The sequence below is a fragment of the Paracoccaceae bacterium Fryx2 genome (genome assembly GCA_032334235.1).
In the GTDB taxonomy this organism is placed as follows: domain Bacteria; phylum Pseudomonadota; class Alphaproteobacteria; order Rhodobacterales; family Rhodobacteraceae; genus JAVSGI01.
Genome location: JAVSGI010000003.1, coordinates 1,160,995 through 1,174,690 on the forward strand (window position 1 = coordinate 1,160,995; position 13,696 = coordinate 1,174,690).

14 protein-coding genes and 3 pseudogenes are annotated in these 13,696 nt (G+C 63.5%); 8 read left to right on the forward strand and 9 right to left on the reverse strand.

What is annotated here, in order from left to right; all coding sequences use genetic code 11:
* Positions 1-75 precede the first annotated feature (75 nt).
* Positions 76-567 (forward strand): transposase, encoded by a 492-nt coding sequence (locus RNZ50_06730; protein ID MDT8854723.1) that lies wholly within the window; start codon positions 76-78, stop codon positions 565-567.
* 852 nt (positions 568-1,419) lie between these two features.
* A pseudogene (locus tag RNZ50_06735) lies at positions 1,420-1,689 on the forward strand (transposase).
* Positions 1,690-2,011: 322 nt separating this feature from the next.
* Here RNZ50_06735 and RNZ50_06740 read toward each other — a convergent pair.
* From RNZ50_06740 to RNZ50_06760, 5 genes and pseudogenes are all read right to left on the reverse strand, one after another.
* Positions 2,012-2,272 (reverse strand): hypothetical protein, encoded by a 261-nt coding sequence (locus RNZ50_06740; protein ID MDT8854724.1) that lies wholly within the window; start codon positions 2,270-2,272, stop codon positions 2,012-2,014.
* Positions 2,273-2,300: 28 nt separating this feature from the next.
* On the reverse strand, positions 2,301-2,924 hold the full coding sequence (locus tag RNZ50_06745) for a class I SAM-dependent methyltransferase (protein ID MDT8854725.1): 624 nt from the start codon (positions 2,922-2,924) through the stop codon (positions 2,301-2,303).
* 98 nt (positions 2,925-3,022) lie between these two features.
* Positions 3,023-3,397 (reverse strand): nitrogen fixation protein, encoded by a 375-nt coding sequence (locus RNZ50_06750; GenBank protein MDT8854726.1) that lies wholly within the window; start codon positions 3,395-3,397, stop codon positions 3,023-3,025.
* 26 nt (positions 3,398-3,423) lie between these two features.
* Positions 3,424-3,903, reverse strand: a complete 480-nt coding sequence (locus tag RNZ50_06755; protein ID MDT8854727.1) for a lysozyme inhibitor LprI family protein — start codon at positions 3,901-3,903, stop codon at positions 3,424-3,426.
* Between the two features lie 316 nt (positions 3,904-4,219).
* A pseudogene (locus tag RNZ50_06760) lies at positions 4,220-4,418 on the reverse strand (transposase).
* Between the two features lie 101 nt (positions 4,419-4,519).
* Between RNZ50_06760 and RNZ50_06765 the strand changes: the two are divergent.
* The gene (locus RNZ50_06765; GenBank protein ID MDT8854728.1) at positions 4,520-5,743 is read left to right on the forward strand and encodes an IS256 family transposase; all 1,224 of its coding nucleotides are present in this window, start codon (positions 4,520-4,522) and stop codon (positions 5,741-5,743) included.
* Between the two features lie 69 nt (positions 5,744-5,812).
* Positions 5,813-5,956 (forward strand): annotated as a pseudogene (locus RNZ50_06770) (transposase).
* A gap of 253 nt (positions 5,957-6,209) precedes the next feature.
* On the opposite strand, the gene RNZ50_06775 reads toward RNZ50_06770, so the two are convergent.
* From RNZ50_06775 to RNZ50_06790, 4 genes are read right to left on the reverse strand one after another with little or no spacing between them, the layout of a single operon-like run.
* On the reverse strand, positions 6,210-7,040 hold the full coding sequence (locus tag RNZ50_06775) for a TonB family protein (protein MDT8854729.1): 831 nt from the start codon (positions 7,038-7,040) through the stop codon (positions 6,210-6,212).
* Entirely contained in the window at positions 7,037-7,435 is a 399-nt protein-coding gene (exbD, locus tag RNZ50_06780; GenBank protein MDT8854730.1) for a TonB system transport protein ExbD, read from the reverse strand. Before exbD ends, RNZ50_06775 begins: the two co-directional genes overlap by 4 nt.
* A gap of 12 nt (positions 7,436-7,447) precedes the next feature.
* Positions 7,448-8,182: a MotA/TolQ/ExbB proton channel family protein gene (locus tag RNZ50_06785; GenBank protein MDT8854731.1), complete on the reverse strand. Its 735-nt coding sequence runs from the start codon at positions 8,180-8,182 to the stop codon at positions 7,448-7,450.
* On the reverse strand, positions 8,176-10,170 hold the full coding sequence (locus tag RNZ50_06790; GenBank protein MDT8854732.1) for a TonB-dependent receptor: 1,995 nt from the start codon (positions 10,168-10,170) through the stop codon (positions 8,176-8,178). The genes RNZ50_06785 and RNZ50_06790 overlap by 7 nt, the downstream gene beginning before the upstream one ends.
* Before the next feature lie 331 nt (positions 10,171-10,501).
* Here RNZ50_06790 and RNZ50_06795 point away from each other — a divergent pair, with 331 nt between their 5' ends.
* The 4 genes from RNZ50_06795 (at position 10,502) to RNZ50_06810 (ending at position 13,695) form a co-directional block, all read left to right on the forward strand.
* On the forward strand, positions 10,502-11,149 hold the full coding sequence (locus tag RNZ50_06795; protein ID MDT8854733.1) for a ChuX/HutX family heme-like substrate-binding protein: 648 nt from the start codon (positions 10,502-10,504) through the stop codon (positions 11,147-11,149).
* A gap of 29 nt (positions 11,150-11,178) precedes the next feature.
* Positions 11,179-12,222 carry an IS5 family transposase gene (locus tag RNZ50_06800; GenBank protein ID MDT8854734.1) on the forward strand — a complete coding sequence of 348 codons (1,044 nt, stop codon included), beginning with the start codon at positions 11,179-11,181 and terminating at the stop codon, positions 12,220-12,222.
* A 214-nt stretch (positions 12,223-12,436) separates the two neighbouring features.
* A complete protein-coding gene (locus RNZ50_06805) occupies positions 12,437-12,868 on the forward strand; it encodes a ChuX/HutX family heme-like substrate-binding protein (protein ID MDT8854735.1) in 432 nt (143 codons plus the stop codon).
* Positions 12,865-13,695, forward strand: a complete 831-nt coding sequence (locus RNZ50_06810; protein MDT8854736.1) for an ABC transporter substrate-binding protein — start codon at positions 12,865-12,867, stop codon at positions 13,693-13,695. The genes RNZ50_06805 and RNZ50_06810 overlap by 4 nt, the downstream gene beginning before the upstream one ends.
* The last annotated feature ends 1 nt before the right edge of the window (position 13,696 follow it).

Sequence of the window (13,696 nt, forward strand, 5' to 3'; positions counted from 1 at the left end):
CGGACCACACCGCTAGGGAATTTCCACAGCATTCGCGACACGACCCCCGTCTTCCGTTCAGCCCCACCGGCCAAGGTGGTTGTCGGCACCGGCCAAGATGGTTGTCGCGCAACATGCCACTACGGCTACAAGAACCACGTGAATGTGGACCGTCAGCATAAGCTGGTGCGCCGCTACCATGTCAGCGATGCAGCGCTGCATGACAGCCAGGCAGTGGATCACCTCCTGATGCAAGGCAACACCGGCTCGGACGTCTGGGCCGATCCGGCCTATCGGTCCGAGGAGATGGAGGCCAAGCTGCGCGCCCAGGGCCTGAGGAGCCGCATCCACCGCAAGGGAAAGCGCGGCAAACCGCTGAGCGAGCAGGGCAAGGCCAGCAACCGGACCAAGTCCGCCGTACGCGCCCGGGTCGAACATGTCTTCGGCGCACAGACCAACGACATGGGTGGGACGCTGGTGCGCACCATCGGCATCGTGCGTGCGAAGGCCAAGATCGGCATGAAGAACCTCGCTTACAACATGCGCCGCCTCGCCCAGCTCCGCCGCCTGAACCCATGTCCGGCGTAATCCGGGGCGCGGACTTCAGGCCGAAGAGGCCGCGGCCCGCCATAGCCGGGCGGAATGGCCCCCAACTACGCCGCCGAAAACTACAGCAAGCCGCTTCCCGCAGCCTTCAGGCCGCCAAACCAGCCCTGAACAGCGGCGAACAAGGAAAAATCGAGGTGCCCACCTGTAACTTGATAGTCCAGAAACGTATTCTGAAAGCACATGCAGCACTGAAGTCGGGTGCGCTATCAGGATGATACAAGTGCACTTCCGGATGGTCTCCGGTTGATCTCGAATGCCATCCGGATCATCCTGATCTCGCTGAATCGTCTGGGGAACGGGCATGGATGCTGTTGCGGGTGCCTTCTTGGAAACGTCATGACACAGATATCCGCATCATCGGGCGGACTGTCCTTCCGATGCATCCTGGAATGTCCCTGCCCCGCCAAAGGATGCGCGGACCTTCTTCCGGATACCCCTGACATCGGTCGGCTCAAAGGGCCGCTGTTCCCGACGTGCACCTCACTGGTATCAAGGCACATTCAGTCTGCCGGCTTTCTGGATGAAGTGTCCGAAACGATTTTTGAAGGACGTTGGTTTCGAACTGCAGACCGCCGATCTGCGTCTCGGACTCCCGGTTGGACGCCGTGTCGGCTTGACCCGGACACAGCGCCGTTGCGGCGCATCTTGTCGACCGCGAAGATCCCCAGCGATCTGGCGCGTAATGGCGATCACCGGGTGTCAGGTTGTGGCGCTGGCAATCATCTCCCGGTCGCATTGCACCCCGGATTTCGGGGCGGTGATGATGATTGTCGACCCCCATCTCGGCCAGGCATCTTCGCCAATGACTGTGGCGTTTGCGATTTCCGGGGGGTTGGCGCGCACAAACTGCACAGCCGCATCCACCGCAAGGGCCACCGCAACCGGCCACTGACCGAGCGCAGCAAGCAGGGCAACCGGACGAAGTCGAGCGTGCGCGTCCGGGACGAGCACATCTTCGGAGCGCAGGCCAGCAACATGGGCGGCGTGCTCGTGCGGACCATCGGGTTGGCGCGGGCAAAGGTGAAGATCGGGCTGAAGAACCTCACCTACAACATGCGCCGCCTCGGCCAGCTGCGGCGGCTGCATCTCGTCCCGGTGTGACCGCGGGTCATCAAGGGGACGCTCCCCCTGGACCGGCCACCGACCGGGACACCCGGATGCCGAGCCGACGCCGACCTTCAGGCCACCCGAGGACCCGCGCTACCCAGCCAAAGATGCCTCATCGACTGATCCCGTGGTGAAATGGGCCATAAATCGAGGTGCACGACGAGCTGAACCCGATCCCGTTCCACCACCCGGATCGGCTCCGGACCGACATCAAAAAGAACCGGAAGCAGCACGGCAGGCGGCTCGAACCTCGTGACAAGGCCACTCGAACCTCGTGACAAGGCCACGATGAGCGAGCGCGAGCGGCGCGGGCGTTTCAACGGCGGAGCAAAAACCGGCCACTTGGCGGCGCGCGATGTTCATGCCACTGGCGCATCCGTCGCGTCATGAACAGGCAGATTTCGGTGAGGCTGTGGTCGTCATCGGCGGCGTCGAGCAGAAAGTGCATTTCTTCGTCATGGATCTGCCGCACGGTTTTGCCTGCCATCGCCGTCCCGGATGCGCGCGTCGGCCAGGAATTCCTGAAGGGACTCAATGCCGCGTATGGTGAAGGTGACGTGGCTTTCATCGGGGCCATTGACGGCACCGTGACTGCGGATGTCGGCCTATGACAGCGGCCTGCGCGCGACGATGTAGGGGTTCTGGCCATGGGCGCCGAAGGTGCGCTGGTCGACGATCTCGAAGCCCGTGGCGCGGACGGCCTGCGTGAACGGCTTGATGCTCAGCGCGGTGGCGGGCGGGAACAGGCCAAACGCGCGCAACACCGGGAACAACAGACGCAGCTTCAGCCCCATGTCGGCAAAGCACCAGGTCTTGCTGATCAGCAGCCCCCCGGGCCGCAGATGCGTGTGGATGCGGGCCAGGGTGTCCGGCAGGTCGCCCACCAGATGCAGCACGTTGAAGGCGCAGATAGCGTCGAAAGGGCCGCCGTCGAAGGAATGCCCGACGTCCGTCACGACGAACCGCAGGTTGCCGGGCGCGGGTTTCGCAGCAGCAATCCGCACCATCTCGTCGGAAAAGTCGGTGGCGGTGAACGCGGCCACTCCGGGGGCAAGCCGGATCGCGGTTCCACCTGTGCCGCAACCGATCTCCAGCACCCGGTCGGTGGCGCGCAGGCGCGAGGCGGCGTCGGCCAGCATCGCCTCGTAAGCCGCGACATCCTTGATCGGCCGCGCCGCATAGCGCCGCGCGATCCTGTTCCAGAACCGCTGGCCCTTGCTTTGTGCCATGTGGGCCGTCACTTTCCGAGGAGGGCCCGGTTCAGGGCGCAGGGTGTGCATTGCCGTGACACGGCCGGTCGGGACGGAAAATTTCATCGGCACCCGGATCAGGAACAGTCAGCGCAGCCGTCGTCCCCGTCATCATGATCATGCAGCGCGGCCGGGGGCAAGGTGCCCGCGGCCAGTGCTGCGGCGGCAAGTGCCGGATCGGGCTCGGCGGTGGCGACCGCCAGCACCCCGCGCGCCGCCATGCGGCGCACGAAGCCCGTACCCGCGCTGCCCGCAATCACAGCCTGTACCGCGTCCAGCGGATGCGGGCCGTCGCCCAGGAAGTTGTGGATCGCCATGTCCTTCGGCAAGTCCAACCGCCCGACCTCGCGCGCGGGTTCCCCGGCGGCGGCCTCATAGACGAGGAAGCGGCGGGTCTTGCCGGCATGGCCGGTCACGGTGCGGAAATTCTGGCTGGCGACGGCAATGCGCATGGCGTGGGTCCTTTGCGACGGTCAGGTCAACGGGCGGCGGCTTCGAGCAGCAACGCCTGCTCGGCGGTCACCTGAAGCAGGCAGGTCGAGGCGGCCACCATCCGGTCAGGCTTGCCGAAATGCAGCATTGCCTCGAAGGTGCAACGCTGTTCGGACCAGACCGACCATGCGGTCTGGAAGTTTGCAAAGTCATCGGCCATCTTCGCCGCACCCTTTGCGATCTGGGCCGCATGGGCCTCGTCCAGCGCCTCGGCCTTGGCCGTCATCGCTGTCCTGGCCGCGCGCAGACGGTCGGCCCACCATACCGTCTCGGCATTCAGGCAGATCGCGGCGTCGACCTCGGCCGCGCCTTTCACGGCACCAAGACAGGCGGCTGCGGCAAGCCCGATGCAGGCTTCGCGACCCGCTTCGGTAGTTGCGGCCGCAACGCAGGCGGCAGTGGGTTCGGGCGAGGGGCTGGTCTGGGCAAGCCCCGCCCCCGGCAGCGCAAGGGAGATCAGGAGCATCGCAGTTTTCATATGCATCGGTCTGGCCTTTTGAACAGAGACAGGCCCACCAGTGCAGTGGGTCTTCTGAATAAGCAGGAGTGCGGGCAGCCCCGCCGATCTTGCCGACCCGGCTGCCGGGCCATCTGGCATGAGGCCCCCCGCGCCGTCTGTGATCTGGTCACAGTGGCGGGCCATTCGGATTGCGCGGCGCGGCTTTTCAGATGCGACGCCATTCGCAAGCATCCCCGCAAAATGGCACGAAGAGGTTGCACGGCAGGTGCCAGCGTCAGGGCAGACCTGCCTCAGAGTCTGATTCAAAACTCTTGTTGTTTTTTCAGGCTCTTGCGAACAAGCGGGTCATGCGCCTGATATGCGCGACGAGGAGCCATGCCTTTGCGCTGGCGATGGATTTCTCCCAGTCCTTTGCCAGCCTGCGGCATCGGCCGAGCCAGGCCAACGTGCGTTCGACCACCCAGCGCCGGGGGGAGGACTTCGAATCCTTCGGCGGTGTCGGAGCGTTTGACGATCTCGATGGGTGGTGTCGCGGGAGTGGTGGAAATTTGAAGGCGGCGTAATCTCCGGGTGAACTGAAACCCACCCAGCCGGCGGCGCCAACCGCCAGGGAGATCACGCCATGAACGACATTACCGACAGCTCGGCCTTTTCGCTACTGCCCGACACGACCGGGTATGACCCGATCGAGGAGCGCCTGAGGGCGAGCGTCCGCGCGACCATCGAGACCATGTTTGAAGAGGAACTGGCCGAGTTTCTCGGCCGCATGCGCTACGGTCGCGGCGACGAGAAGGCGAAGGGCTATCGCCACGGGCACCGCGAGCGGCAGCTGACCGGCACCTTCGGCACCGAAACGGTGCGCGTGCCCCGCGCCCGGGTCGAGGACGAGGACGGCAAGGCTAAGGAATGGCGCTCGAAGGCGCTGCCGCGCTACCAGCGGCTGACGAAGAAGGCCGAGGCGCTGATCGCGGCGGTCTATCTTGCCGGGACCAACACCCGGCGCGTCAAGCGGGCGCTGTTCGGGCTGTTCGAGGGCGCCGTCAGCAAGGATGTGGTCAGCCGGGCCTGGCGCAAGGTGAAGGTGGATTGGGATGCCTGGTCGGCCCGCAGCCTGGCCGACGAGGACATCGTCCGGCTGATCCTCGACGGCACCGTGATCCGGACCCGGCTGGACCGCAAGGCCACCAACATCTCGGTGCTGGCGGCGATCGGCATCCGCCGCGACGGGCAGAAGGTATTGTTATCCATCAAGAACATGGGCGGAGAGAGCACATCTGCCTGGCGCCAGTTCCTCGACGACCTTGATGCCCGCGGTCTGAAGCGGCCCGAATTCGTCATCGTCGATGGCGCCCCCGGATTGGAAGCCGCTCTGGTCGCGCTCTGGGGCGAGGCTCTGCCGATCCGGCGCTGCACGGTCCACAAGCACCGCAACCTGCTGGCGCACGCGCCCAGGCACCTGCACGACGAGCTGACCGAGGACTACCGGGACATGATCTGCGCCGACACCGCCGCCGGGATCGAGACCCGCCGCAAGGCATTCCTGCGCAAGTGGCAGCTCAAGTGCAAGGCCGTTGCCGACAGCCTTGAAGAAGCAGGGGACCGGCTCTTCAGCTTCACCCGCCTCGATCCCTCGCAATGGAAGTCGGCCCGGACCACCAACGCCATCGAACGGCTGAACGAGGAGTTCCGCCGCCGCGTCAAGACCCAGACCGTGCTGCCCTGCGCCGAGACCGTACCCATGTTCTGGGCGCTGCTGGCATCCGGCCAGATCCAGATGCGCAAGGTCGACGGCTGGGAGACGCTTTCCCAGCCCCTCGACCCGATACCTCTTGACGCAGCCGCCTGAGAAACCGAACCTTCACATGCCCGGACCACACCGCCAGGGAATTTCCACAGCATTCTCGACACGACCTCCACCAGGAAGGGCAACGACTGGTATTTCGGTTTGAAAGCCCACATCGGCGTGGATGCTGATAGCGGCGTCACCCAAAGCCTCGATACCTCGACGGCCAAGCTGCACGACAGCCAAGTGTGGAACGACTTGCTGCACGGCGAGGAGTCCTCGGTCTGCCGTCAGGGCGGCGGCGTAGATGGGCGTGGTGTCAGTCATATGCATATTCGGGTCGATTTGGTCGACCTTCCCAGTATGGCGAAAAGGGTCAGAGGCTTGGCCTGGCATGGGGCGTTCCAAAAAAGGGGCGTCCGGCTGACCCTGTGGCGGTTGCTATGGGGTTGGCGTGGAGTCGCCACTTATATCCGACAAAAACGCTTTCCCCTAAAGCCGATTCTTTTAGTAAGGATAATGCGACCCGCTACTTGCCGACAAATTCAAACGAGAATGACCGCCCCGCACCCTCTGGTGGGGCAGGAAACGGGGCCGAGCGTTGGATGTGGCTGACCGCAATCTGGTCCAACGCGGCATTGCCCGAAGACCTGATCACCTTGACCCCGGCCAACCCACCGTTCTTGGCCACGGTAAAGCCGACCACCGCCACGCCCTTGCCCGCACCAGATTTCTTTTTGGTGGCGCGGACCTTTTTCATCACAGCCTTGGCATAGGCGGCAGACGACATCTTGGGCGCACCGCCCTTGGCTTTTTCGCCCTTTTGCGGTGCAGCAGACCCGGCCGATGCTGCGGGTTTTGCGGACTGTTTCGCAGGCTTGGTTTTGGCGATTTTCTTTTCGGACTTCTGCGGTTTTTCTTTCGCTTTGGTCTTGGCAGGCTTTGGATCGGGCTGCTTTTTGGACTTTTCAGCACTGGCCTGGTCTTGCGGTGCGGGTGGTTGTTCAACCGGCTGTGGCGGTGGCGCTTGTATCGGTATGGCAATGTTGGATTGCGACAGCACTTGCGGTTTGGGCAGGCTGATCGGCGGAACGGCGGCGGGGGCGTCAATCGCTGTGGACAGCGCGATTTCTTCGATCGGCGCAGGCGGGGCGGCCAGCGCCGGGGCCTCGTCCACCACCTGCGGGGCGGCTTCGGCAATTGCGGCGATGGCGGGGGCAGCGGGCGGCAGTTGGCCAAGGTCCAGCATCACGGGCGGCGGAGGCAGCGCGGTGATGGCCAGCGCCGCTGCCCCGGTCAGCAATGCCGCGGCGGTTGTGGCTGCGCCAAGCCAGCCAAGAACGGGAGCGCGGGGGGTCATGGGGTGGCCTCCAACCCCACAAGTGCCACTTTCAGATACCCGCCTGCGCGCAGGGCGTCCAAGACCCCCATCAGCGCCCCGTAGTCCAGGGATTGATCGGCGCGCAGGAAAATCAGGGCTTCCCGCAAGGCCCCGGTGCGGGCGTCCAGCGCGGCGGCAAGGCTTGCGACATCGACAGGCGTATCGCCCAAATGCAGCACGCGGTCAGCACGGACCGTCAGCCAAACAGGTTCCGCCGGGCGTTCGGCGGGTAGGGCGCTGCTGGCAGGCAGGTTGACCTGCACATCAACAGTGGACAAGGGGGCGGCAACCATGAACACGATCAGCAAAACCAGCATCACGTCGATAAAGGGCGTCACGTTGATTTCGCTCAACTCGTCTTCATCATCGGTCATCCGCCCGGCCATTTACGCCCCCATCCTGGCGTCCAGCGCCCGGCTGAATTGCTGCTGCACCTCGGCCAGACCATCAGAAAGGCGGTGGCGATAGGCTTTGATCCGCCGCATCAAATGGTTGTACAGGATCACCGCCGGGATGGCGGCGACCAGCCCCAGACCGGTGGCCAAAAGCGCCTCGGCAATCCCCGGGGCGACGACAGCAAGGTTGGTGGTTTTCGTCGCAGCAATCGCCAGAAAGCTGTTCATGATGCCAAACACCGTGCCAAAAAGGCCAACAAACGGTCCCACCGACCCGATTGAGGCCAGAACGCCGGTGCCCAGCCGCAGCCGTTCAACCGCGCCGGCGTCGATCCGCTCCAACATCAGGTCCAGCCGCTCGCGGGCCGAAGCCCGCAAGCCCGGCGAAACCTGCATGGGCAGGTCTGCCAACGCTGCCTGCGCCGCGCGGGCAGCCTGCGCCAAGGGGCTGTCGCCCGCAGGCCCGGAAAGCCCGTCGCCTAGTGCCTTTTGCGCCCGCCGCAAGTGCGAAAACACCAGCACCAGTTCGGCCAATTTGTAGATCATCACCGTCAGCACAACGAAGACCGCAAAGGCCAAAGACGCCATGACGCCTTGAACCACCGGATGCGCCTTGGTGACCAGTTCCATCAGGTCCGCATGGGGCACCGCAAGGGCGGCGGCGGTTTGCGCCGCCGCCCCGGATGCAAGGGTTACCCCGATCAGAACGGTCGCCGCCCTTACCATGTCACCGTCTTGCCGATGCTGATCTTGGCATTGCGCCCTGCCCCATTGTCCAAGGACAGGTTGTTGCGATAGGTGGCGTCAAACACGTTCTCGACGGTGAAATTCACCGACAGCCCGGCCAAGGCACCCTCGTCCGGTGACCATGTCGCGAACACATCATGCGTGTCATAGCTGCCCGCGGTCGTGCTGGCCGATGCGGTGGTAATCGCCCCGTGCCACGACCCGCGCCAGCCGATCACAAGGTTCTGGTCGGGCAGTTTCGCCCCCAAGGTCAGCGCGACATTCTCGGACGGGGTATCGGCCAAGGTAAGCCCGGTCGATTTGTCTTTCGACTTGATATTGGCATAGGCCAGTTGGCCAAACCAACGCTCGGCGTCATAACCGGCTTCCAGTTCCACCCCCCAGATCTTCGCCGCGGCGATGTTGTCGTAATAGGACAGACCAGGGGCGACTTGGGACGAAGGACGGGTGGCAATCTTGTCAGTCACGTCATTGTGGAACCCGGTCAGCTTGACCTGCAAACTGTCGTCCGCGCCGAAGATCCCTTCACGTTGAAATGCCAACCCCAGTTCGATCGTATCGGCTTGCTCTTTGCGAAGGCCGGTAGACGTTGTGCGGATCGGCACCCGGCCAGGGACGGTATTGTATTGATAAAGCTCGTCAATCGTTGGCATGCGTTCGGTACGGGCCAGTGAACCGAAGACCGAGAAGTTGTCGTTCAGCTTATACATCGCGGCAAGTTTCGGTGAAACCGCGACATTGCTGACATCCGCTCCGCCATTGGTAATCGACGCTGCCGAGGGCGAGAACTTTCCGAAATCCACACGGATGCCGGGGGTCAGGGTCAGCTTGTCGTTCAGTGTAAACTCGCCCTGGGCATAAAGCCCCAGCATCTTGTTGTTGCCTTCGGGGTGCGACGGCATCGGCCCAAGACTGGACACGGCATCGCGGTCTTGCGCTGAGAGTTGCCCGCCGACGATCACACTGCCATCCCATTCGCCCAAGGCCAGATCGAAGGTGTTTTCTACCTTCAGCGCCGTGGTGGCATAGGATGCCTGATTGGTGCAAAGCACCTGACTGTCGCCCGCCCGGCATCCTGCGGCCATCGAGAAATTCGACTTGTCAGCGCTGGTGTCAGTGTAGGAAAGCTGCGCCGAAAGACTGCCCCTTTTCCACGTCAGGGCAAGGGTGTCGTCGACGGCATGGATGTCGTTGGTGCCGAACACCGTCAGCGCCGATCCCGGCGCGGGGCCAAAGAACGCCAGATCGCCGGTCAAAGCCACGGGCGCGTCATCCAATGCGGTATCGGTGCGCGAGGCGGACAGCGTCAGGCTTTCATCTTGCCCCAGATGCCAGACGCCCTTGACCAGACCCGACCATGAGGAATGTTCGCTACCCTTGATCGTGGCCCCGGCCCCGTCGGTCATCACCCCACCGTCTGACCCGTTCAAGGCTGCCAGAAACTCGGTATTGCCCTTGCGCTGCGCCCAGATGACGCCCGCCTTGGCCGCCCCGCCATTGGACGCAAATCCGGCGGAATAGCGCAGGGCCTGCCTATCGCCTTCGCCCAGAAAATCGGCGGGGTCTTTGGTGGTAAAGGCAATCGCCCCACCAATTGCGCCCGCGCCATACAGGGTCGAGGAGGCCGGGCCACGCAGCACTTCGACCCGCTTGTACAGGGCAGTATCGCCGAAGAACGACCCGGTGCGGTAGGCCTCAAAGAACTTGGGCGCGCCGTCTACGGTCACGGCGATGCGTGATTCGGATGCGGTTTGGTCGGCATTGCCGATGCCGCGGATGTTGAAGGCCTGACCCAACGGCTGGGTGGATGCCCCTGACGCCTGCACGCCTGGGGTCGATTTGAACAAATCGCCCACCGCGTTCGGTTGCAAACGGTCAATATCCTCTTGTTCCAGCGCGGTGACCGCTTGCGGCGTGTCGATGGCAACTTTGGCCGCGCCTGCGCCAAAGATGATGCGGCCCAACATCTGGAACACGCCCTCCTCCTGTGCGGCAGCAGGGCTTGCGGTAAGCGCAAAGGCGGTGGCGGTCAGCAAAAGATGCCTGCGCACGGCAGGCCGGAATGGCTTTGGCATGGTCGTCCCTTTGGATGCGGTCTGCAAAGGGCTGGCCGGGCCGACAAGGGGCGCAAGCTGGCAGCAGAAGTTTCTGACTTGATCTGTCAGGTATTAGCTTTTAGAAAAGGTGACTGTAGTTGTCAACTATCCCTGCAGCCCCTCTCTGCAGGATTTAGACAGCCCCGCGCCCCAGCTTTTTGCCAGAGATGCGCGTCCCCCATTGAACCGGAAGGATGCCCTTATGGCCAAGTTCAGCCCCGATGCGATTCGCACTTTGCGTGCCGAAAACCCCAAACCCCGCGCTCGCGATTTTGCCGCCGGCCAGGGTATGACCGAGGCTGATCTGGTTGCAGCCCATATCGGCCACGGGGTAACCGCGCTGGTGGCCGACCCTGACCGTCTGGTGCCGTGGATCGGCAAGTTGGGCGATGTCATGGCCCTGACGCGCAACGACAATTGCGTGCACGAACGGCGCGGGCATTACTCCGACTACCGAACAGGCGCCTTTGCCGCGATGGTCTTGGACCCCGAAATCGACCTGCGGATTTTCCCGTCCCATTGGGTGCATGCCTTTGCCGTGGAGGAACCCGGCGAAGACGGCCCCAAGCGCAGCCTTCAGGTCTTTGACGCGGCGGGTGATGCGGTGCACAAGGTGCATCTGAAACCCGAAAGCCTGCATGATCAGTTTGCCCCGCTGATCCGCGCCCTGCGCAATCCGGCGCAGGCCCAGACGCTTGACCTGACCGCCCGCCGCCCGGTTGATGATGCCAGGGTCAGCGCCGAAGACGCCCCCGCCCTGCGCGCCGCGTGGGACAAGATGACCGACACGCATCAGTTTCTTGGGGGCACCTCTATAAATTGCCCCATCCCCCGCACTTCGGTATGGTGAGACAGTGAACTGGCATTGGGGATGCAACGATGGCGCAGATGGGTTTTTTCGATCTTTCGGACCGTTACGCGAGCCTCGATGCCAAAAGGGATCCGCTGGTCGAAATTGATGCCGTCGTGCCGTGGGAGGAGTTTCGTCCGGCTCTTGAGCGGGTCTGGCGCAAGCCTGTTGCGGATCGCAAGTCCCGCGCGGGGCGCAAGCCGATAGATGCGGTGCTGATGTTCAAGACGCTGGTTCTGAGCGCGCTTTACAACCTGTCGGATGATCAGATCGAATATCAGGTCCGCGACCGGCTTTCCTTTATGCGCTTCCTGGGGTTGGGCCTTGGTGACCGGGTGCCCGACGCCAAGACGGTGTGGCTGTATCGCGATGCGCTGGCGCAGGCCGGCAAGGTGGAGGAGTTGTTCGGGTTGTTTGACGGTCATTTGGCGCGGCGGGGCTACATTGCGCGCGGCGGTCAGATCCTGGACGCCTCCATCGTGCCGGTGCCGCGCAATCACAACACGCGCGATGAAAACGCAACGATCAAGAAGGGCGAGGTCCCCGAGGATTGGGCTGATAAGCCAGCGAAACGGGTGCAAAAGGATGTGGACGCACGTTGGACGAAAAAGCACGGCAAGAGCCACTACGGCTACAAGAACCATGTGAATGTGGACCGCACGCATAAGCTGGTCCGGCGCTACCACGTCACCGACGCCGCTGTGCATGACAGCCAGGCAGTGGATCATCTGCTGATGCAGGGCAACACCGGGTCTGGCGTGTGGGCGGATGCTGCTTATCGGTCCGAGGAGATGGAGGCCAAACTCCGCGCCTTAAAACTGAAAAGCCACATCCACCGCAAGGGCAATCGGGGCAAGCCGCTGACCGACCAGGCCAAGGGCAGCAACCGCACCAAATCCACCGTGCGGGTCCGGGTTGAGCACATCTTCGGCGCGCAGGCCAACGACATGGGCGGCACCCTGGTGCGCACCATCGGCTTGGTGCGGGCGAAGGCCAAAGTCGGCATGAAGAATCTCGCCTACAACATGCGCCGCCTCGGCCAACTGGGTCGCATCAACCCGCACCCAGCCTGAAAACGGTCGGCCAAGGACGCAGATCGCCCCGCGCATCGCTAAAAACGGCCCTGAACCGAAGGTCCGCGAGGCGAAATGGGCGGCAGATCATAAAAACCAAGGCAACAATCGGTCAGCTGAAGGTCGCTGCCGCGCTTCGGGCAGAACCTGCTATGCCGTTGCCGCGAAAACAGTCAAAAATCGAGGTGCCCTTGGGCTGGTGAAAAAGCACAAGATGAACCGTCTTGGCAGTTACCGGGTAGCGGGCGCGCCTTATGTGGAACGGCTTGATGTCAGCGCCGTGACCGCCACGCTGGAAGGTGCGGCCTTGGCCGCCATTCCGATCATGATCTTTGTCGGCAACTTGGGCTGCATCCAGATCCACGGCGGGCCGGTGGAAAAGATTGTGCCGATGGGGCCGTGGATCAATGTCATGGACCCGCGCTTCAACCTGCACCTGCGCGCCGACAAGATCGCCGAGGTCTACCGTGTCTGGAAACCCACCCGCACGGGCGATGTTTACAGTGTCGAGGCTTTTGATGCGCGTGGCGAGCTGATCCTGCAGATTTTCGGTTACCGCAAGGACACCCCGGCAGAGCCGTGGAACGCGCTGACCCACGCCCTTCCTCGCCTGAACCTGCCCCGTCTGGAAAAGGTGCTGGCATGAAATGGCTTGTCCTGACCCTGTTCGGGTTTACCCTTCCAGCCATAGCGGATGAGGCGCGGGTCGTGTCGCTGGGCGGGTCGGTGACGGAAATCGTTGTGGCCCTTGGGGCTGCTGACCGTCTGGTTGCCCGCGACACCACCTCGAACTACCCTCAATCCGTCACCGCCCTGCCCGATGTCGGCTACATCCGCGCCCTGTCACCGGAAGGTGTCTTGTCGGTGCAACCCACGCTGATCCTGGCCGAAGACGACGCAGGCCCGCCCGAAGCGTTGGAGGTTCTGAATGCCGCAGGCATTCCTTTGGCCATAATGCCGGGAGATCCCAGCCCGGAAGGCGTGATCGCCAAGATCACCGCAGTCGCCGGGGCATTGAACCTGCCCGTTCAGGGCACAAAGTTGGCAGCAGAAGTGGCCGCAGGCTTTGACGCTGCCCGCGCCGAGGCCGCCACAGTCACGACCCCCAAAAAAGTGCTGTTCATCCTGTCGCTGCAAGGCGGTCGCGTCATGGCAGGCGGGGCGAGCACCGAAGCCGAAGGCATCATCGCGCTGGCCGGAGGCGTAAATGCCGCCAGCGGTTTTGACGGATACAAACCGATGACCGATGAGGCCGTCCTGACCGCAGCCCCCGACGTGATCCTGATGATGGAACGCGAGGGCGATATGGCGATTGCCAATGCCGATGTGCAGGGCCAGCCCGCGCTGGCGGCATCCCCGGCGGCGGCCTCAGGGGCGATCATCCGGATGGACGGAATGCTGTTGCTGGGCTTTGGCCCGCGCACGCCCGAGGCAGTGCGCGCCCTGCACGCCGCCCTCTACCCCAAGGGCTGAC

Excerpts from the sequence above, each read along its gene's own strand:
- RNZ50_06740 (MDT8854724.1), bottom strand. The coding sequence starts at position 2,272 with ATGGCCCCGATGAAAGCCACGTCACCTTCACCATACGCGGCATTGAGT.
- RNZ50_06790 (MDT8854732.1), bottom strand. The coding sequence starts at position 10,170 with ATGTTGGGCCGCATCATCTTTGGCGCAGGCGCGGCCAAAGTTGCCATC.
- RNZ50_06805 (MDT8854735.1), top strand. The coding sequence starts at position 12,437 with ATGAACCGTCTTGGCAGTTACCGGGTAGCGGGCGCGCCTTATGTGGAA.
- RNZ50_06755 (MDT8854727.1), bottom strand. The coding sequence starts at position 3,903 with ATGCTCCTGATCTCCCTTGCGCTGCCGGGGGCGGGGCTTGCCCAGACC.
- RNZ50_06745 (MDT8854725.1), bottom strand. The coding sequence starts at position 2,924 with ATGGCACAAAGCAAGGGCCAGCGGTTCTGGAACAGGATCGCGCGGCGC.
- exbD (MDT8854730.1), bottom strand. The coding sequence starts at position 7,435 with ATGACCGATGATGAAGACGAGTTGAGCGAAATCAACGTGACGCCCTTT.
- RNZ50_06750 (MDT8854726.1), bottom strand. The coding sequence starts at position 3,397 with ATGCGCATTGCCGTCGCCAGCCAGAATTTCCGCACCGTGACCGGCCAT.
- RNZ50_06810 (MDT8854736.1), top strand. The coding sequence starts at position 12,865 with ATGAAATGGCTTGTCCTGACCCTGTTCGGGTTTACCCTTCCAGCCATA.
- RNZ50_06775 (MDT8854729.1), bottom strand. The coding sequence starts at position 7,040 with ATGACCCCCCGCGCTCCCGTTCTTGGCTGGCTTGGCGCAGCCACAACC.
- RNZ50_06800 (MDT8854734.1), top strand. The coding sequence starts at position 11,179 with ATGGCGCAGATGGGTTTTTTCGATCTTTCGGACCGTTACGCGAGCCTC.
- RNZ50_06795 (MDT8854733.1), top strand. The coding sequence starts at position 10,502 with ATGGCCAAGTTCAGCCCCGATGCGATTCGCACTTTGCGTGCCGAAAAC.
- RNZ50_06785 (MDT8854731.1), bottom strand. The coding sequence starts at position 8,182 with ATGGTAAGGGCGGCGACCGTTCTGATCGGGGTAACCCTTGCATCCGGG.
- RNZ50_06765 (MDT8854728.1), top strand. The coding sequence starts at position 4,520 with ATGAACGACATTACCGACAGCTCGGCCTTTTCGCTACTGCCCGACACG.